Genomic DNA, 19,700 nt, shown 5'->3' with positions numbered 1-19,700 from the left:
AGTGCGGGATCGGTCCGGCCCCTAGCATGAATTCAGACCCCAGCCCCACCGGCGCCCTCTGAGGCCCGGACGGCTGCCGAGGTTGGCCGCTCCTCCCATAACGATCCCGGAGACACGATGAAGAAACCAGCCCTGGCGCAGCGTTCTGCCGCCACCAGTTCCCGCTTTGCCCTGAGCCTGACGGCTGCCGCCGCGCTGGCCGCCCTGTCGTCCACCGCGCTGGCCCAGGAAGCCGCCAAGAACGAGTCGCTGGAAACGGTGGTGGTCACGGGCGTTCGTGCCTCGCTGACCAAGAGCCTGGCGAACAAGCGCACCAACGACCAGGTCGTGGAATCGGTGGTCGCCGAGGACATCGGCAAGCTGCCCGACAACAACGTCGTCGAGGCGCTGCAGCGCGTGACGGGCATCCAGGTCACCAACCGCGCGGGCGGCGAAGTGGGCGCCATCTCCATCCGCGGCCTGCCGGACATCGCGACCACCTGGAACGGTCGCAACATCTTCACGGCTTCCGGCACGCAAGTGGCGCTGCAGGACATCCCGTCGACGCTGGTGCGCCAGATCGACGTCTACAAGACGCGCGACGCCAGCCAGCTGGAGAACGGCATCGCGGGCCAGATCGACGTCAAGTCGCTGCGCCCGTTCGACTTCAAGGGTGCGCAGTTCTCGCTGCAGGCTCGCGAGACCTACCTCGACCCGGCCAAGAAGTGGAACCCGCAGCTCAGCGGCATGGCCAGCAACCGCTGGAAGACCGACATCGGCGACATCGGCGCGCTGGTCAACCTGTCGATGGTGAGGACGGACTACCGCAACGAGAGTGTGACGCCGGGCGCCATGGTGCCGTTCACGAGCCCGAATGCGTCCGAGTTGCCGCAGTCGGGCTACATCCCGCTGCAGCGCATCTTCGACAACAACGTCTGGACGGCAGGCACCTACACGGGTCTGCCGATGAAGGCCGGCTCGACGCTGAACTTCAACGGCACGGCCAAGCCCTACTACCTGTCGCGCGACGCCATCTTCCAGAGCGACGTGGAGGGCAAGCGCGAGCGCCCCGCCGCCAACCTCGCGCTGCAGTGGCAGCCGAATGCGGACTCCGTGTACACGCTCGAGGCGATGTACAACGGCTTCCGTGACAAGTCGTTCAACAAGCTGCTGTTCACCTTCGTCGACTGGTGGGGCAGCCTGGGCAGCAACCCGGCGTCGACCATCACGACCTTCCCCGGCACCAACGTCATCAAGACGCGCACGGTCAACGACGTCTACGGCTTCAACAGCGGTGACTACACGACCTCGGCCACCGACTCCCGCATCGTTGCGTTGAACGGCAAGTGGAACCTCGGCGACCGCCTGCGGCTGGACGGTGACCTGTCCTACCAAAGCAGCAGCTTCCACTCGGAATTCACGGCCACCCGCATCGAACGCGTGGCACCGTCGGTCACCGTCGACTTCAACACCGGCGGCGGCAACATGGCGTTCAAGTTCAACAACAACGCCGACCTGGTCGATCCGGCCAAGTGGAACGTTGCGCAGTTCTACGACAACGCCAACCGCAACCAGGGCAGTGCCGGCACGGCCAGCCTGAACGGTGTCTACGACGCCGACTGGGGCCCGTTGAAGTCCATCAACTTCGGCGCCCGCTTCGACACCCGCAAGGCCTCCGAAGCCAACCGCACACAGTCGGCTTTCCTGGGCAAGAACCTGGCCACGCTGGGCGCGAACTACTACCACGTCAACTCCGGCTTCGGCAGCGACATCTCCGACGTGCCGCGTTCGTGGATGGAGCCGAACGCGTACTACATCCGCGACAACATCGACGAGTGGCGCAAGATGTATGCCGCAAAGGATGCCAACTTCCTGACCAGCGACAAGCTGTTCTTGCAGAAGACCTTCGACGTCAAGGAAGACACGACCAACCTGTTCGTGATGGCCGACACCGAACACCAGCTGTTCGGCCGCAACCTGCGCGCCAACTTCGGCGTGCGCTATGTGCAGGTCGACACCAGCATGACGGCCTACAAGGTGGACGCCACCACCAAGGTGGTCACGCCGACCTACGGTTCCAAGACGGCCAAGAAGTTCCTGCCCAGCCTGACGCTGCGCTACGAGCCGGCCAAGGATGTGCTGGTGCGCTTCAACTACGGTGAGACGCTGCGCCGCCCGAACTTCGGCGATCTGAACCCCATCATCCAGCCCAGCGACGACGTGTCCAAGGTCGGCTACGGTGGTGGCAGCGGTGGCAACCCGGATCTGGAACCGACGCGCTCCAAGAACATGGACCTGACGGGCGAGTGGTACTTCCAGAAGGACAGCGCGCTGTACGGCACGGTGTTCCAACGCAAGATCGACGGCTTGGTCGTGCCGCTGCGCCGCCGCATCCACCTGTCTGCAGCCGAAGATCCGTTCCGCAACTCCACCTCGGGCCTGAGCCACGCCAACGGCTACGACTACGTCATCAGCTCGCCGGTCAACGCCTCCAACGGCAAGATCAGCGGCCTGGAGCTGGGCGCCGTCTACTTCCCGAAGGGCCTGCCGTCGCTGCTGGACGGCCTGGGCTTCCAGGGCAGCGTGACCCGCCTGACCTCGTCGCAGAACGTGCCGACCGCCGACAGCGCCGGCAACATCGTCTCGCAGCTGGAAGGCCCGTTCTTCGGCGTGTCCAAGCTGTCGTGGAACGCCACGGTGGCCTATGAAAAGGACCCGATCAGCCTGCGTCTGTCCTACGTCCGTCGTTCCGCCTTCCTGGCGGCCAACGAGGCCGCGCTGTTCGCCAACCCCATCGGCATCTGGCGTCAGCCGGAGAAGAGCGTGGACCTGCAGGTCAGCTACAAGATCAACGACCGCATGTCGGTGGACTTCAGCGGCGTGAACCTGACCAACGAGATGCAGCAGCAGTACTACCACTTCGGCGATGCCGGCAACCCCGAGCTGACCAACTTCGGCACGGTGCAGATCGGCCGCGCCTTCTCCGTGGGCTTCCGCTACAAGATGTGATCTGACGGAAGTTTGATCGGAGAGATTGATTTCAATCCTCGTTCGGGCGTTGCACGGGCCTCCCGGCAACGCCCTTTTTCTTGTTGCTGTATGTCCGACCTGCTTGAGCCGCTGATCCCTCAGCGCGCCGATCCCCACATCTCCCGTCATGCGGACGGGCTCTATTACTTCGCCGCGTCCGTGCCGCAGTACGACCGCATCGAGCTGCGGCGCGCCCTCAGCGTCGACGGCCTCGCCAACGCGCCGGCCTTCGTTGTCTGGCGCAAGCCGGACGAGGGGGCCTGGAGCGAGCTGATCTGGGCCCCGGAGCTGCACTTCAACCAGGGCGCCTGGTACGTGTACTTCGCCGCGGCTCACACCCGCGCGCTGGATCACCTCGGCATGTTCCAGCACCGCATGGTCGCGATCCGCAACACGGCGGCCGACCCGTTCACCGGCGAGTGGGAGTTCCTCGGCCAGGTGGACAGCGGCATCGACAGCTTCTGCCTGGACGCGACGACCTTCACCCACCAGGGCCAGCTCTACTACCTGTGGGCGCAGAAGGACCCGGCCATCGCCGGCAACTCCAACCTCTACATCGCGCCCATGAGCACGCCCTGGCAGCTGGCGGGCAAGCCCGTCATGCTGAGCAAGCCCGAGTTCGACTGGGAATGCCGCGGCTTTCTCGTCAACGAGGGGCCGTCGGTGCTGCAGCGCCACGGCAAGGTCTTCATCAGCTACTCGGCCAGCGCGACGGACGAGAACTACGCGATGGGCCTGCTGTGGGCCGACGCAAACGCCGACCTGCTGGATGCGGCCAGCTGGCACAAGTCCCCCACGCCGGTGATGCGCAGCTGCGCCGAGGACTCGGTGTTCGGCCCCGGCCACAACAGCTTCACCGAGACCGACAACCCCGATGAGGTGCTGCTGGTCTATCACGCGCGCACCTACACGGAGATCGTCGGCGACCCGCTGTGGAACCCCGACCGCCACACCTTCGTGAAGCCGCTGCACTGGTCGGCCGACGGCATGCCGCTGTTCGGCCGGCCGTCCCGGCGAGATTGATATCAAAAACAGCATCGGTACGCCGCAGGAATTGATTGGATTGCAATTCCCCCGGCCCCTAGCATCGATTTCATACGGTCAGCCCCTGTGTGCCGGCAGAACGAAACACCCGAGACGAAGACATGACGACAGAGGACAAGAAGAGCAAGGTCAAGCTGCGTTCCGCCGAGTGGTTCGGCACGCAGGACAAGAACGGCTTCATGTACCGCTCCTGGATGAAGAACCAGGGCATCCCCGACCATGAGTTCCAGGGCAAGCCCATCATCGGCATCTGCAACACCTGGAGCGAGCTGACGCCCTGCAACGCGCACTTCCGCAAGCTCGCCGAGCATGTCAAGAAGGGCATCCTTGAAGCCGGCGGCTGGCCCGTCGAGTTCCCGGTGTTCTCCAACGGCGAGAGCAACCTGCGCCCCACCGCCATGCTCACGCGCAACCTGGCCAGCATGGACGTCGAGGAAAGCATCCGCGGCAACCCGATCGACGCCGTGGTGCTGCTGACCGGCTGCGACAAGACCACCCCCGCGCTGCTGATGGGCGCGGCCAGCTGCGACGTGCCGGCCATCGTCGTCACCGGCGGGCCCATGCTGAACGGCAAGCTCAACGGCAAGAACATCGGCTCCGGCACCGCCGTGTGGCAGCTGCACGAGCAGGTCAAGGCCGGCGAGATCAAGATGCACGACTTCCTGGCCGCCGAGGCCGGCCATTCGCGCTCGGCCGGCACCTGCAACACCATGGGCACCGCGTCCACCATGGCCTGCATGGCCGAGTCGCTGGGCACCTCGCTGCCGCACAACGCCGCCATCCCGGCCGTGGATGCGCGCCGTTATGTGCTGGCCCACCTGTCCGGCATGCGCATCGTCGACATGGTGTGGGAAGACCTGCGCTTGTCCAAGGTGCTCACGAAGCAAGCGTTCGAGAACGCCATCCGCGTGAACGCGGCCATCGGCGGCTCCACCAACGCCGTCATCCACCTGAAGGCCATCGCCGGCCGCATCGGCGTGGATCTGGAGCTGGAAGACTGGACCCGCATCGGCCGTGGCACGCCCACCGTCGTGGACCTGCTGCCCTCGGGCCGCTTCCTGATGGAAGAGTTCTATTACGCCGGCGGCCTGCCGGGCGTCATCCGCCGCCTGGGCGAAGCCAACCTGCTGCCCAACCCGGGCGCGCTGACCGTCAACGGCAAGAGCCTGTGGGACAACTGCCTGGACGCGCCCATCTACGACGACGAGGTCATCCGCCCGCTGGACAAGCCGCTGATCGCCGACGGCGGCATCTGCATCCTGCGCGGCAACCTCGCGCCGCGCGGCGCCGTGCTCAAGCCCTCGGCCGCCACGCCCGAGCTGATGAAGCACCGCGGCCGCGCCGTGGTGTTCGAGAACTTCGACGACTACAAGGCCCGCATCGCCGACCCCGACCTGGACGTCGACGCCAGCTGCATCCTCGTCATGAAGAACTGCGGCCCCAAGGGCTACCCCGGCATGGCCGAGGTGGGCAACATGGGCCTGCCGCCCAAGATCCTCGCCACCGGCGTGAAGGACATGGTGCGCATCTCCGACGCCCGCATGAGCGGCACGGCCTACGGCACCGTGGTGCTGCACGTGTCGCCCGAAGCGCGCGCCGGCGGCCCGCTGGCTGTGGTGCAGGAAGGCGATTTCATCGAGCTGGACTGCGCCGCCGGCCGCCTGCATCTGGACGTGTCCGACGAGGAACTGAAAAAGCGCCTCGACGCCTGGGCCGCCGCGCAGACCGTGGACCCGGCGGACGCCACCGGCTACCGCCACCTCTACGTGAGCCACGTGCTGCAGGCCGACGAAGGCTGCGACTTCGACTTCCTGCGCGGTTGCCGCGGCTCGGCCGTGCCGCGCCATTCACACTGATTCCGAGGTTCTCATGAGCAACACGATCCAAGGCCTGGCACTGATCGGCGGCGAAGCCGTGCGCGGCCACGGCGCGGCCTTCCAGGCTTTCGACCCAAGCAAGAACGAAGCGCTGGGCCCCGACTTCCATTCGGTGGACGTGGCGCAGGTGGCGCAGGCCTGTGAGCTGGCCAATGCGGCGTTCGACGCCTTCCGCGCGACGAGCGACCACGAGCGGGCCGACTTCCTGGACCTCATCGCCGCGCAGATCCTGGCGATCGGCGACGACCTCATCGTCCGCGCGATGGCCGAGAGCGGCCTGCCGCGTGCCCGCCTGGAAGGCGAGCGCGGCCGCACGATGAACCAGCTCAAGCTGTTCGCCGAACTGCTGCGTGAAGGCAGCTGGCAGGACGCCCGCATCGACACCGCGCTGCCCACGCGCACGCCGCCGCGGCCCGACCTGCGCCTGCGCTTCATCGGCGTGGGCCCCGTGGCCGTGTTCGGCGCCAGCAACTTCCCGCTGGCCTTCTCGGTCGCGGGCGGCGACACCGCCGCCGCGCTGGCCGCCGGCTGCCCCGTCGTCGTCAAGGGCCACCCGGCCCACCCCGGCACGTCCGAGCTCGTCGGTCGTGCGGTCGCCGAGGCGGTCAAGCTGTCGGGCCTGCCCGCCGGCGTTTTCGCGCTGCTGCCGGGCAACGGCAACGACATCGGCACGGCGCTCGTGCAGCACCCGGCCATCCAGGCCGTCGGCTTCACCGGCTCGCGCGCCGGCGGCCTGGCGCTGATGGCCGTGGCCGCCGCACGCCCGCAGCCCATCCCCGTCTACGCGGAGATGAGCAGCATCAACCCCACCATCCTGCTGCCCGGTGCACTCAAGGCCCGCGGCGCCGAGATCGCGACCGGCTTTGCGGCCTCGCTGACGATGGGCGTGGGCCAGTTCTGCACCAACCCCGGCCTGGTGCTGGGCATTGCGGGCCCCGATTTCGACCGCTTCGCCGCGGCCGCCGCCGAGGCGCTCAAGCCCGTGCCCGCCGCCACCATGCTGACCCCCGGCATCGCCGGCGCCTACCAGCGCGGCGAGGCCGCCCTGGCTGGCCAGCCGCAGGTGGATGCGCTGCTGCGCGGTGAATCCGCCGCCTGCACGGGCGCGCCCAGCCTGTTCAAGACCACCGGCGCGGCCTTCCTGGCCAACCATGCGATGTCCGCCGAGATCTTCGGCCCCACGTCGCTGCTCGTCGCCTGCGAGAGCCCCGCCGAGCTGCTGGCCGTCATCGAGGGCCTGGAAGGCCAGCTGACCGCCACGCTGCAGCTGCAGGACGACGACGAGAGCGACATCGCCGCCGCGCGCGCGCTGCTGCCCGCGCTCGAGCGCAAGGTGGGCCGCATCCTGGCCAATGGCTTCCCGACCGGCGTCGAGGTGTCGACGGCGATGGTGCACGGCGGCCCGTTCCCGGCCACCAGCGACGGCCGCAGCAGCTCGGTCGGCACGGCCGCCATCCAGCGCTTCCTGCGCCCCGTGAGCTACCAGAACCTGCCGCGCGCGCTGCTGCCGGCGGTGCTGCGCGAGCCCAACGAGCGCGGCGTCTGGCGCCGCCGCGACGGGGTGCTGACCAGGAATTGAAACCCCTCGGCCAGGGCTGCGCGCTGGCCGGTCCCCCGACGGGACGGCGATGCCTGCCGGATTGACCGGCAAGCACATCGCCAAGGCGGGCCGGCTTGGGGCGGCCCGGCGCTCGGCCCGAAGAGGTCGGATAGACAAACCAAGGAGACAGAAAGACATGAAGAAGCAACTGCTGGCCCTCGTGGCCACGCTGGCCCTGGCGGCGCAGGCCGCCGACGTGAAGGTCGTCGTCAGCGCCGACCAGCCCGGCCCGGTCATCCACCGCAACATCTACGGCCAGTTCGCCGAGCACCTCGGCACCGGCATCTACGAAGGCATGTGGGTGGGCCCCGAGTCCAAGATCCCCAACGTGCGCGGCTGGCGCAAGGACGTCATCGGCGCGCTGAAGGACCTGCACGTGCCGCTGGTGCGCTGGCCCGGCGGCTGCTTCGCCGACGAGTACCACTGGCGCGAGGGCATCGGCCCGCGCGCTAAGCGCCCCGTCAAGGTCAACTACAACTGGGGCGGCGTGCCGGAGAACAACGCGGTCGGCACGCACGAGTTCTTCGACCTGGCCGAGCAACTGGGCGCCGAGGCCTACGTCAACGGCAACCTCGGCACCGGCAGCCCGCAGGAGATGGCCGAGTGGCTGGAGTACATGACCTCCGAGGGCAACTCCACGCTGGCCCAGCTGCGCCGCAAGAACGGCCGCGACAAGCCCTTCCGGGTGCACTACTTCGCCATCGGCAACGAGAACTGGGGCTGCGGCGGCAACATGCGTCCCGAGTACTACGTGGACCTGTACCGCCACTGGGCCAGCTTCCTGCGCACGCCGGCGAACAACCGCCCCATCTTCATCGCCAGCGGCGGCCATGACGCCCGCACCGACTGGACCGAGACGCTCGCCAAGGGCCTGAAGGGCGTGCCCTTCGATGCCATCTCCCACCATGGCTACACGTTGCCCACCGGCAAGTGGGAGAAGAAGGGCTCGGCCGTCGGCTTCCCCGAGGCCGAGTGGATCTCGACGCTGGCCCACACGCAGAAGGTCGACGAATGGGTGCGCAAGAACACCGCCATCCTCGACCAGCATGACCCGGCCAAGAAGGTCGGGTTCTACTTCGACGAGTGGGGCAGCTGGTACGACCCCGAGCCCGGCACCAACCCCGGCTTCCTGGTCCAGCGCAACACGCTGCGCGACGCGCTGCTGGCGGCCCTGCACTTCCACGTCTTCCACGCCAACGCCGAGCGCGTGAAGATGAGCAACGTGGCCCAGATGGTCAACGTGCTGCAGGCCATGATCCTCACCAGCAAGGACAAGTTCGTCCTGACGCCGACCTACCACGCGTTCAAGCTCTACGTGCCCTTCCAGGACGCGACGTCGCTGCCCGCCACGGTCGAGAACAACCCGGTCTACACGGTCGACAAGCTGTCCATGCCCGGCATCAGCGTGACGGCCGGCCGCGGCAAGGACGGCAAGGTCTACGTGGGCCTGGTGAATGCCAACGCGACGCAGGCCACCGAGCTGGACCTGCAGGTCGGCGCCGGTGTGCCCAAGGCCGTCAAGGGCCAGGTGCTGACCGCCGGCGCGATGGACGCGCAGAACGAGCTGGGCAAGCCCGCGCAGGTCGTGCCGCAGGCCTTCGAGGCGCAGGCGGTGAACGGCAAGCTGACGCTCAAGCTGCCGGCCAAGTCCGTCGTCGTCGTCGCCGTCGAGGGCTGATCACAGCCCTCGGCCAGCGCCGCTCACCGTCGATCCGCAACGCCTGGGCCGGACATGCTTCTCGCCCAGGCGTTGCGCTGCGTGCGCGCCCCGCATGCGGCATATCGAAACCAGGATCGATTGCGTCTGCAATGTCATTGGTGCGCTGCCGCCTTGCCTCCTAGGCTCCGCCGGCCTCTAACAAGCGACCCGGAGACAAGCACCCCATGGCCTTTCAAAACCGACGCCACTTCCTCGCAGGCTCTGCCGCCTTCGCCCTGACCGCCTGCGGTGGCGGCGGGGGGGGCGGCAGCGCTGGCACGCTCACGCCGGCGCCCGCGCCCGCGGAGCCCGCGCCGACGAATCCCAACCCCGTCCAGGCGGCGCTGAGCTTCGGCAATGCGTCGGTGCACGACCCGTCCATCGTGCGTGACGGCAGCACCTACTACGTCTTCGGCTCGCACCTCGCCGCCGCCAAGACGACGGACCTGATGAACTGGACCAAGATCGCCGACACGGTGAACGACGCGAACCCGCTGTTCACCAAGGTCACGACCGATCTCTCCGCCGCGCTGACCTGGGCGCAGACCACCACGCTGTGGGCGCCTGACGTCGTCAAGCTGGGCGACGGCAAGTTCTACATGTACTACTGCGCCTGCAAGGGCGACTCGCCGCTGTCGGCGCTGGGCATCGCCGTGGCCGACAAGATCGACGGCCCCTATGCCAACAAGCAGCTGTTGCTGAAGTCGGGCATGGTGGGCACGTCGGAGGACGGCACCAACTACGACGCCACGAAACACCCCAACGTCGTCGACCCCTCGGTGTTCTTCGACGCGACGGGCAAGCTGTGGATGGTCTACGGCTCCTACTCGGGCGGCATCTTCATCCTGCAGCTCAACGCCACGACGGGCCTGCCGCTGGCCGGCCAGGGTTACGGCAAGCGCCTGATGGGCGGCAACCACGCCCGCATCGAGGGCGCCTACATCCTCTACAGCCCGGCCAGCAAGTACTACTACCTGTTCGTGTCCTACGGCGGCCTGGCGGCGGATGGCGGCTACAACGTGCGCGTCGCGCGCTCGCTGCAGCCGGACGGCCCCTACGTCGACGGCGCCGGCACGGACATGGCCACCGTCAAGGGCGCCAATGGCACGTTCTTCGACGACGCCAGCATCGCGCCCCACGGCATGAAGCTCATGGGCGGGCACGTGTTCGCCAACGCGGCCTTCGAGACGGGCACGGCGACGGGCTACGTGTCGCCGGGCCACAACTCGGCCTACTACGACGCGACGACGGGCAAGTACTTCATCGTGTTCCACACGCGCTTCCCCGGCACCGGCGAGGTGCACGAGATCCGCGTGCACGAGATGCACCTGAACGACGACGGCTGGCTGGTCATCGCACCGCTGCGCTACGCGCCGCTGAGCCTGGCTGCGCCGGTACAGGCAGCGGACATCACCGCCGCACAGGCGGCGGGCACCTACAAGCTGGTCAACCACGGCAAGGACATCACGGCCGTCAGCAAGGCGTCGATCAGCGTGACGCTGAACGCCGACGGCACGGTGGGCGGCACCGGCGGCATGACCGGCACCTGGACGCACAACGGCAGCAACAAACTCACCGTGGTGAGCGGTGGCGTGACCTACAAGGGCGTACTGTCCCGTCAGTGGAACCCCAACTCCAGTGCCTTCGTCGCGAGCTTCAGCGCGCTGTCCTCCGGCGGTGTCGCGTTGTGGGCCATCCGCCTCACGAGCTGACCATGAAGAAGCTGTTCGCCGCCCTGACCTTCGCGCTGTGCGCCCACGGCGCCTGGGCGGCGACCCAGCTGTTCCCGCTGGAGCGTGTCCGTCTGCAGGACGGTCCGTTCCTGGAGGCGCAGCAGACCGACCTGCGCTACCTGATGGCGCTGGACCCCGACCGGCTGCTCGCGCCGTTCGTGCGCGAGGCCGGCCTGCCGGCGAAGTCGCCCAGCTATGGCAACTGGGAGTCCTCGGGCCTGGACGGCCACATGGGCGGCCATTACGTGTCGGCGCTCGCGCTGATGTGGGCGTCCACCGGCGACGCCGAGGTGAAGCAGCGCCTTGACTACGTGATTGCCGAACTGAAGCGCTGCCAGGATGCTTTGGGCAACGGCTACATCGGCGGCGTCCCTGACGGCGCCACCGCCTGGGGCCAGGTGGCCGCGGGCCAGCTCAAGGTCGACAGCTTCTCCGTCAACGGCCGCTGGGTGCCCTGGTACAACCTCCACAAGATGTTCGCGGGCCTGCGTGACGCCGCGGTCCACGCTGGTCATGCCGACGCCAAGGCGATGCTGGTCAAGCTCTCCGACTGGGCGCTGCGCCTGACGACACCGCTGACCGACGCGCAGATGCAGGACATGCTGCGCGCCGAGCACGGCGGCGTGAACGAGGTGCTGGCCGACGTGGCGCAGATGACCGGCGACCTGCGCTACCTGGCGCTGGCGCGGCGCTTCAGCCACCAGGCCGTGCTGCAGCCGCTGGCCCATGGGCAGGACAAGCTGACCGGCCTGCACGCCAACACGCAGATCCCGAAGGTCATCGGCTTTGCGCGCATCGCGCAGATCGCCGGCGAGGACGAGGGCCGCCGCGCGGCCGAGTTCTTCTGGCGCACCGTGGTGGGCAAGCGCACGGTCGCCATCGGCGGCAACAGCGTCAAGGAGCACTTCCACCCCGACACCGACTTCAAGCCCATGCTGAACGAGGTGGAAGGGCCGGAGACCTGCAACAGCTACAACATGCTGAAGCTGACGGCGCTGTTGTCGCAGGCCTCGCCGGACGTTGGCGCCTACACCGACTACTACGAGCGCACCCTCTACAACCACATCCTCGCGTCGCAGCATCCCGGCGAGGGCGGCTTCGTCTACTTCACGCCGATGCGGCCGCAACACTACCGGGTCTACTCCAAGGTTCATGAGGGCATGTGGTGCTGCGTGGGTTCCGGCATCGAGAGCCATGCGCGCCACGGCGAGTTCATCTACGCGCATGACGGCGATGCGCTTTACGTCAACCTCTTCATCGCGTCCAAGCTGGACTGGCGCGAGCGCGGCATCCGCGTCACGCAGCGCACGCGCTTCCCCGACGAGTCGCGCACGCGGCTGACGGTGGACGGCAGCGGCAGCTTCGCGCTGAAGATCCGCTATCCCGGCTGGGTCGCGCCCGGCGCGCTGAAGCTCAGGCTCAACGGCAAGCCGGTCAAGGTGACCGCCAGGCCGGGCGGCCATGTCGAGCTGCGCCGCACGTGGGTGGCGGGCGATGTCGTCGACGTCGAGATGACTATGCGCACGACGCTGGAGCCCATGCCCGGCCTGAAGAACTATGTCGCCGTGCTGCACGGCCCCATCGTGCTGGCCGCCAAGACGCCGCAGCCGGGCGAGAAGCTCAGCTTCACGGCCGACGGCTCGCGCATGGGCCACATCGCCCACGGCGCCGTCTGCCCGCAGGACGCGGCTCCGGTGTTCGTCAGCGATCAGACGGACTTCATCCGCCGCTTCAAGCCCGTGCCCGGCCAGCCGCTGACCTTCACGGCCCCCGGCCTCATCCAGGGCCGCAAGGATGCCGACCGCCTGCAGCTCATCCCCTTCTTCCGCTTGCACGACTCGCGCTACATGCTCTATTGGCCGCGCAGCACGACGGCCCAGCAGAGCCTGCTGCGCGTGGAGCTGGCCAAGGCCGAGGAAGCGCGCCTGGCGCTGGACGCGCAGACCATCGACCAGGTGGCGCCCGGCGAGCAGCAGCCGGAAAGCGACCACGGCTTCAAGGGCGAGGGCGCCGAGAACGGCATCGCGCCGGCCGGCCGCTGGCGGCATGCGAAGCAGTGGTTCAGCTACGACCTGAACGACGCCAACGCCGAGGCGCGCGCGCTGCGCCTCACCTTCGCCAAGGGGGACGCCGGCCGCCGCTTCGACCTCGTCGTCAACGGGCAGCTGATTGCGGAGATCGAACTGGCCCGGCCCGATGGCCCGGACGAGATCTACACGCGTGACGTTCCCCTGCCGGCCGAGCTGGTGAAGGCCGCCGGTGGCAAGCTGACGGTGAAGTTCGTGGCCCGGCCCGGCTCCATCGCCGGGGGGCTCTACGGCTTGCGGCTGTTGCGTTAGATAGCCAAACTGATATCGCCAGCCCGGGAAATGTCATTGGTCGCGCATCGCGCGGCTTTCTAGGATCGCCCCACAACACGGAGACAACCGAATGACGATGAAGCTGATCGCCCGCCGCACCCTGATAGCGGCTGCCCTGTCCCTGCCCGCCTTCGCCGCGCTGGCCGCTCCGCTGACGATGGGCTTCTCGCAGGTGGGTGCCGAGAGCGAGTGGCGCACGGCCAACTCCGCCTCCATCAAGGCCGCGGCCAAGGAGGCCGGCATCACGCTGAAGTTCGCCGACGCGCAGCAGAAGCAGGAGAACCAGGTCAAGGCCATCCGCAGCTACATCGCGCAGAAGGTCGACGTCATCGCCTTCTCGCCGGTCGTCGAGAGCGGCTGGGACACCGTGCTGAAGGAGGCCAAGGCCGCCGGCATCCCCGTCATCCTGACCGACCGCGCCGTCAAGGTGGCCGACCCGTCGCTGTACGTGACCTTCATCGGCTCCGACTTCGTCGAGGAAGGCCGCAAGGCCGCCAAGTGGCTGGTGGAGCGCGCGGCCAAGACGCCGAATGCGGCGCTGAACATCGTCGAGCTGCAGGGCACCGTGGGCTCGGCGCCGGCCATCGACCGCAAGAAGGGCTTCGAGGAAGGCATCAAGGCCAATCCCAAGCTGCAGATCATCCGCTCGCAGTCCGGCGAGTTCACGCGCGCCAAGGGCAAGGAGGTGATGGAGTCCTTCCTGAAGCAGCGCGACAAGAAGATCGATGTGCTGTACGCGCACAACGACGACATGGCCATCGGCGCCATCCAGGCGATTGAAGAAGCTGGCCTGAAGCCGGGCGTGGACATCGTCATCATTTCCATCGACGGCGTGCGTGGTGCGTTCGAGGCGATGAAGGCGGGCAAGCTGAACGTGACGGTGGAGTGCAACCCGCTGCTGGGCCCGCAGCTCATGCAGCTGGCCAAGGACATCGTGGCCAAGAAGCCGGTGGAGAAGCGCATCACCGTGAATGAAGGCGTGTTCACGGCAGACATGGCAGCGAAGGAGCTGCCGAATCGGAAGTACTGATTGCGTTGGTCTGGCTGGGCTTTCGTGGCAGTTGCTTTGCGCGTGAGGCCCAGCCGGGAATTCGCCCCGGCGGGCGACAGCCAAGCCCCAAAGCCGTTCGCACCGAGGCATTTGTCTCCCCCCTTTGAGCCCGCCGAGGAGCACAGGGCCTCAAGGACCGAGCACCGCAGGGAACCCGTAGCGCAGCGAAGGGCGGGCGGATCGGGGGTCGTTTCTTTGCCTACTTTCTTGTCGACACAAGAAAGTGGGTCGCCCGCCGGGGCGAAATCCCGGCACCACTCTCGGCACCAACCAACAGGTGCAAAGGCATGACGACCCAACAACCCGTGCTGGAACTCGCCGGCATCCACAAGAGCTTCCCCGGCGTCAAAGCCCTGACCGACGTCTCACTGCGCTTGTTCCCCGGCGAAGTGCATGCGCTGATGGGTCAGAACGGCGCCGGCAAGTCCACGCTCATCAAGGTGCTGACCGGCCTGTACCAGCCCGACGCCGGCACCATCGTGCTCGACGGCCAGCCCATTCAACCGAAGCGCACCGAAGACGCCCAGGTTCTGGGCATCCAGACCGTCTACCAGGAAGTCAACCTCTGCACCAACCTCAGCGTCGCCGAGAACATCTGCGCCGGGCGCTTCCCGCGTAGATCCTGGCTGGGCGGGGGCCGTATCGACTGGCCCGCCGTCAACGCCGAAGCCCGCCGCGTGCTGGCCCAGATGGATCTGGACATCGACGTCACCGCGCCCCTGTCGCGCTACTCGCTGTCGGTCCAGCAGATGGTGGCCATCGCCCGCGCGCTGCGCGTGCAGGCCAAGGTGCTCATCCTCGACGAACCCACGTCCAGCCTCGATGACGCGGCCGTGCAGCGTCTGTTCACGGTGCTGCGCCGGCTGCGTGACCAGGGCCTGGCCATCCTCTTCGTCACCCACTTCCTCGACCAGACCTACGCGCTGGCCGATCGCATCACGGTGATGCGCAACGGCGAGACCGAAGGCGAGTACCTGGCGGGCGACCTCAGCCGCCTGGCCCTCGTCAACAAGATGGTGGGCGCGCCGCCCGACCAGCAACCCACCCGTCTGGACAGCCGCGCCCCGAAGACCGGTGCCCCTGTCTTGAAGGCGGAAGGCCTGAGTCGGCGCGGCGCGCTGCACCCCCTGGACCTCGAACTCCGGCGCGGCGAAGTGCTGGGCATGGCCGGCTTGCTGGGCTCGGGTCGCACCGAGGCCGCGCGGCTGCTGTTTGGCGCCGATCCGGCCGATGGCGGGCAGGTCGTCACGGAAGGGCGCTCCGGGCGCTGGGCCTCACCGCGCGAAGCCATCGCCGCTGGCGTGGCCTTCTGCTCCGAAGACCGCAAGCACGAGGGCGCCATCCTGGACCTGTCCGTCCGCGACAACATCCTGCTGGCGCTGCAGGCCCGCCACGGCCTGCGTCTCGTCATGAGCCATGAGCAGCAGCAGGCGCTGGCCGACGACTACATCCAGCGCCTGGGTATCAAGACCGCCAGCGCCGACACGCCGATCGGGCAGCTCTCCGGCGGCAACCAGCAGAAGGCCTTGCTGGCACGCTGGCTGGCGACCGAGCCGGCCGTGCTGATCCTGGACGAGCCGACGCGCGGCATCGACGTGCGCGCCAAGGAAGACCTGATGGACGCCGTGCGCGCGCTCGCGCACAAGGAAGACGAGAACGGTCAACTGGGCATGTCCATCCTCTTCATCTCGTCCGAGCTGCCCGAGGTCCTGCACTGCAGCGACCGCGTCCTCGTGCTGCGCGACCGTCGCGCCGCGGGCGTCTACCGCCGCGGCGAACTGGACGAGCGCAGCGTGCTTGAAGTGATCGCCGCGGAGCGTGCCGCGGCATGAGTTCCCCGAGTCTCCCCATGCCCAACCCAAGTGCCCCGTCCGCCGTCTCGCGGGCCTGGAAACACCCGCTCGCGCGGCCGCTCGCCGCGCTCGCGCTGCTGCTGGCGGTCGCGGCCCTCTTCGTGCCGGGCTTCCTGCACCTGGAGATCAAGGACGGCCACCTCTACGGCAGCCTCGTCGACATCCTCCACCGCGCCGCGCCGCTGATGCTGGCGGCGCTGGGCATGACGCTGGTCATCGCCACCCGCGGTATCGACGTGTCGGTGGGCGCCGTTGTCGCCATCGCCGGCACGGTCGCCTGCGTGCTGGTCGGCGAGCACGGCCTCGTTGTCGCCTTCGCCGCCGCGCTGGGCGCCGCGCTGCTGTGCGGCCTGTGGAACGGCCTGCTCGTGTCGGCGCTGGGTCTGCAGCCCATCATTGCGACGCTGATCCTGATGGTCGCCGGCCGCGGCCTCGCGCAGCTGTTCACCGATGGCCAGATCCTCACCGTCTACGAACCCGCCAGCTTCTTCTGGCTGGGCGGCGGCTACCTGCTGGGGCTGCCGGTGTCGCTGTTCGTCGTGGCGCTGGTGGCCGGCCTCACCGCGCTGCTGATGCAGCGCACGGCACTGGGCCTGTTCATCCAGACCGTGGGCATCAACCCCGTCGCCGCCCGTCTGGCGGGCGTGCGCACGGCCGCCGTCGTCTTCTTCGTCTACGTCTACTGCAGCCTCGGCGCGGGGCTGGCCGGGCTGATGATCTCGTCCAACATCAAGAGTGCCGACGCCAACAACGCCGGGCTGCTGCTGGAGCTGGACGCCATCCTCGCCGTCACGCTCGGCGGCGGGCAGCTCAGCGGCGGCAAGTTCAGCCTGGCGGGCAGCCTCATCGGCGCGCTGATCATTCAGACGCTGACGTCCACCATCTACGCACTGGGCGTGCCGCCCCAGGTCACGATGGTCGTCAAGGCCGTCGTCGTGTTCGTGGTGTGCATCTCGCAGTCCTCGGCCTGGTCCACCTGGAGGAAGGCATGAAGGCCTTGCGCGCGGCGATGGCCGCTCCGTCTTTCACCGCCTGGGTCAGCGTCGTGCTGATGGCGATCCTGTTCATTGCCGGCGCTACCGCCTATACCGGCTTCGGCTCCACGCAGGTCGTGCTGAACCTGCTCATCGACAACGCCTTCCTGCTCGTCATCGCGGTGGGCATGAGCTTCGTCATCCTGTCCGGTGGCATCGACCTGTCGGTGGGCTCGGTGCTGGCCCTCACCACCATGGTGGCCGCCTGGCTGCTGCAGGTGGCGCACTGGCCGGCGGGGCTGGTCATCGTCGCCGTGCTGCTGGGCGGCGCGGCCTTCGGTGCGCTGCAGGGCGCGGTCATCCACGTCTTCAAGCTGCAGGCCTTCATCGTCACGCTGGCCGGCATGTTCCTGGCGCGCGGGCTGTGCTTCCTCATCAGTGTGGACAGCATCACCATCGACGCGCCCCTGTTCGTCACGCTGTCGCAGACGCAGATCCCGCTGTTCGCCGGCGCCTTCCTGTCGCCTGGCGCCGTCATCGCGCTGGTCGTGCTGGCCGCAGGCCTGTGGTTGGCGCACTGCACCGCCTTCGGCCGCACCATCTACTCCCTGGGCGGCAACGAGACCTCGGCGCTGATGATGGGCCTGGCTGTCGGCCGCACCAAGGTCGCCGTCTACGCCTTGAGCGGCTTCTGTGCGTCGTTGGCCGGCCTGCTGTTCGCGTTCTACATGCTCAGCGGCTACGGCCAGCATGCGCAGGGCGTGGAACTGGATGCCATTGCGGCCGTCGTCATCGGCGGCACGGTGCTGACGGGTGGCTATGGCTACGTGGCCGGCGCGCTGTCGGGCGTGCTGGTGCTGGGCCTGATCCAGACGCTGATCGCCTTTGACGGCACCCTCAGCTCCTGGTGGACCAAGATCGTCATCGGCGCACTGCTGTTCGTGTTCTGCGCCGTACAACGGCTGCTCTCCCTGAAGAAAGCTCAAGCCTGATGAAGAAGCTCCTGCTCGCCGCCGCGCTTGCGTGTGGCGTGGCGGCCGTGCACGCCGCCCCCAACCCACTGTTCGCCCCGCTCTACACCGCCGACCCGGCGGTGCTGGTGGATGGCGGCCGCGTCTACCTCTTCGCCGGCCGTGACGAGGCCGAGCCCGAGGGCAAGGACTACGTCATGCACGAGTGGCGCGTGTTCTCCACCTGCGACATGGTGAACTGGAAGGACGAGGGCGTGCCGCTGAAGGCCGCCACCTTCGGCTGGGCCAAGGGCCGCGCGTGGGCGTCCGATGTGGTGAAGCGCCACGGCAGGTATTGGTTCTATTCGACGGTCGAGCACGCGACGGTGCCGGGCTTCGCCATCGGCGTGGCCGTCTCCGACTCGCCCACGGGCCCGTTCGTCGATGCGCGTGGTTCCGCGCTCATCACCAACGACATGACCAAGCAGACCGACATCGCCTGGGACGACATCGACCCGACGATCTTTGTCGACGATGACGGGCAAGCCTGGCTGTACTGGGGCAACACGGTGCTGAAGGCAGCGAAGCTCAAAGCCAACATGACGGAGCTGGATGGCCCGATCACCGTCGTGCCGGTGGCCAACTTCGTCGAGGCGCCTTATCTGCACAAGCGCAAGGTGCGGGGCAAGAACGTCTACTACCTGAGCTACTCGCAGCACTTCCCCGAGGAGACGGCCTACATGACCGGCCCCTCACCCACCGGCCCGTGGACGCCGCAGGGCGTTGTCATGGAGCGCAACACGAAGACCAAGACCATCCACCAGGCCTTCTTCGAGTTCAACGGCAAGAGCTACGTGGCGTATCACAACGCCGAACTGCCGGGCGGCGGGGAGTTCCGGCGTTCGGTGGCGATCGAGGAGTTCTCGTACCGCACTGACGGGACGATCCCGTTCATCCACCAGACGAAGACCGGGCCGAAGGCGAACCCTTCCGCGGCCTGCAGGCGCTGAGGCGGTCGCACGTACGACGCTGACGGTGAGGGGTTGGCCCGGCTGTCGCCGGCGTTCAATGCGCGCCCCGAGTCCAGGCGGCGCTCATCGCGCGAGCTCCTTTGAGCCTGGGGCGACTGGCGCGACGCACCGGTTACCGCCCAGTGCTTCCCCAGATGAAGTCCGGGGCGACGGGCTTCCTGGGAGGGGCGGTTGAGAAGTTTTTCGCCGAAGGCTTCCCAAGCTTTAAAACTCTGTGCTACAGTCGTGGGCTTCGCTGATGAGAGCGCTGCCGGAGACGGCGCAGCAGGAGTTGGCGGAGGTTGAGGTCGAAAGACTTCAGGCGAGCTGGAGAGGCCGCCAAGTGCTGGAAGGTTCTTGAAAAGAATTTTCAAAAAGTGCTTGACGACACTGCGAAAGCTGATCAAAATCTCGCCTCTTTGCTGCTTTCGAAGCAATTCAAAACAGCAAAGATCGCCGAGTCGGTCGCTGAATATCAGCGCGGTGTTTGAGAAAAGAAATTTTCAAAAACGCTTGACGACGAAGCGAAAGGCGGATTAG

General features: G+C 67.6%; 13 protein-coding genes. All 13 read left to right on the top strand.

The annotated features are described in order from the left end of the window. Window positions 1–117 precede the first annotated feature (117 nt). The 13 genes from ACG04Q_RS16840 to ACG04Q_RS16780 all read left to right on the top strand — a co-directional run bounded on the left by ACG04Q_RS16840 (window position 118) and on the right by ACG04Q_RS16780 (window position 19,651). The gene (locus tag ACG04Q_RS16840; RefSeq protein ID WP_394512170.1) at window positions 118–2,988 is read left to right on the top strand and encodes a TonB-dependent receptor; all 2,871 of its coding nucleotides are present in this window, start codon (window positions 118–120) and stop codon (window positions 2,986–2,988) included. 90 nt (window positions 2,989–3,078) lie between these two features. Then, the gene (locus tag ACG04Q_RS16835) at window positions 3,079–4,032 is read left to right on the top strand and encodes a glycoside hydrolase family 43 protein (RefSeq protein ID WP_394512169.1); all 954 of its coding nucleotides are present in this window, start codon (window positions 3,079–3,081) and stop codon (window positions 4,030–4,032) included. Window positions 4,033–4,154: 122 nt separating this feature from the next. Then, window positions 4,155–5,909: an IlvD/Edd family dehydratase gene (locus tag ACG04Q_RS16830; RefSeq protein WP_394512168.1), complete on the top strand. Its 1,755-nt coding sequence runs from the start codon at window positions 4,155–4,157 to the stop codon at window positions 5,907–5,909. A gap of 13 nt (window positions 5,910–5,922) precedes the next feature. Beyond that, entirely contained in the window at window positions 5,923–7,509 is a 1,587-nt protein-coding gene (locus ACG04Q_RS16825; RefSeq protein WP_394512167.1) for an aldehyde dehydrogenase (NADP(+)), read from the top strand. Between the two features lie 157 nt (window positions 7,510–7,666). Next, a complete protein-coding gene (locus ACG04Q_RS16820; RefSeq protein WP_394512166.1) occupies window positions 7,667–9,208 on the top strand; it encodes an alpha-N-arabinofuranosidase in 1,542 nt (513 codons plus the stop codon). 206 nt (window positions 9,209–9,414) lie between these two features. Then, window positions 9,415–10,941 (top strand): glycoside hydrolase family 43 protein, encoded by a 1,527-nt coding sequence (locus ACG04Q_RS16815; RefSeq protein WP_394512165.1) that lies wholly within the window; start codon window positions 9,415–9,417, stop codon window positions 10,939–10,941. Between the two features lie 2 nt (window positions 10,942–10,943). Beyond that, on the top strand, window positions 10,944–13,301 hold the full coding sequence (locus ACG04Q_RS16810; protein ID WP_394512164.1) for a beta-L-arabinofuranosidase domain-containing protein: 2,358 nt from the start codon (window positions 10,944–10,946) through the stop codon (window positions 13,299–13,301). 97 nt (window positions 13,302–13,398) lie between these two features. Beyond that, entirely contained in the window at window positions 13,399–14,352 is a 954-nt protein-coding gene (locus ACG04Q_RS16805) for an ABC transporter substrate-binding protein (protein WP_394512585.1), read from the top strand. Between the two features lie 308 nt (window positions 14,353–14,660). Beyond that, a complete protein-coding gene (locus ACG04Q_RS16800; protein ID WP_394512163.1) occupies window positions 14,661–16,205 on the top strand; it encodes a sugar ABC transporter ATP-binding protein in 1,545 nt (514 codons plus the stop codon). Between the two features lie 17 nt (window positions 16,206–16,222). Then, on the top strand, window positions 16,223–17,218 hold the full coding sequence (locus tag ACG04Q_RS16795; protein ID WP_394512162.1) for an ABC transporter permease: 996 nt from the start codon (window positions 16,223–16,225) through the stop codon (window positions 17,216–17,218). Then, entirely contained in the window at window positions 17,215–18,192 is a 978-nt protein-coding gene (yjfF, locus tag ACG04Q_RS16790) for a galactofuranose ABC transporter, permease protein YjfF (RefSeq protein WP_394512161.1), read from the top strand. The genes ACG04Q_RS16795 and yjfF overlap by 4 nt, the downstream gene beginning before the upstream one ends. Continuing rightward, window positions 18,192–19,160, top strand: coding sequence for a glycoside hydrolase family 43 protein (locus ACG04Q_RS16785; RefSeq protein ID WP_394512160.1), 969 nt, complete (start codon window positions 18,192–18,194; stop codon window positions 19,158–19,160). The genes yjfF and ACG04Q_RS16785 overlap by 1 nt, the downstream gene beginning before the upstream one ends. A 302-nt stretch (window positions 19,161–19,462) precedes the next feature. Next, window positions 19,463–19,651: a hypothetical protein gene (locus ACG04Q_RS16780; RefSeq protein ID WP_394512158.1), complete on the top strand. Its 189-nt coding sequence runs from the start codon at window positions 19,463–19,465 to the stop codon at window positions 19,649–19,651. Window positions 19,652–19,700 lie beyond the last annotated feature (49 nt).

Source organism: Pelomonas lactea (genome assembly GCF_043555885.1).
Lineage (GTDB): Bacteria > Pseudomonadota > Gammaproteobacteria > Burkholderiales > Burkholderiaceae_C > Pelomonas > Pelomonas lactea.
The sequence above is the reverse complement of the archived record's forward strand: the minus strand, read 5'-3'. Positions and strand labels throughout refer to the sequence as shown.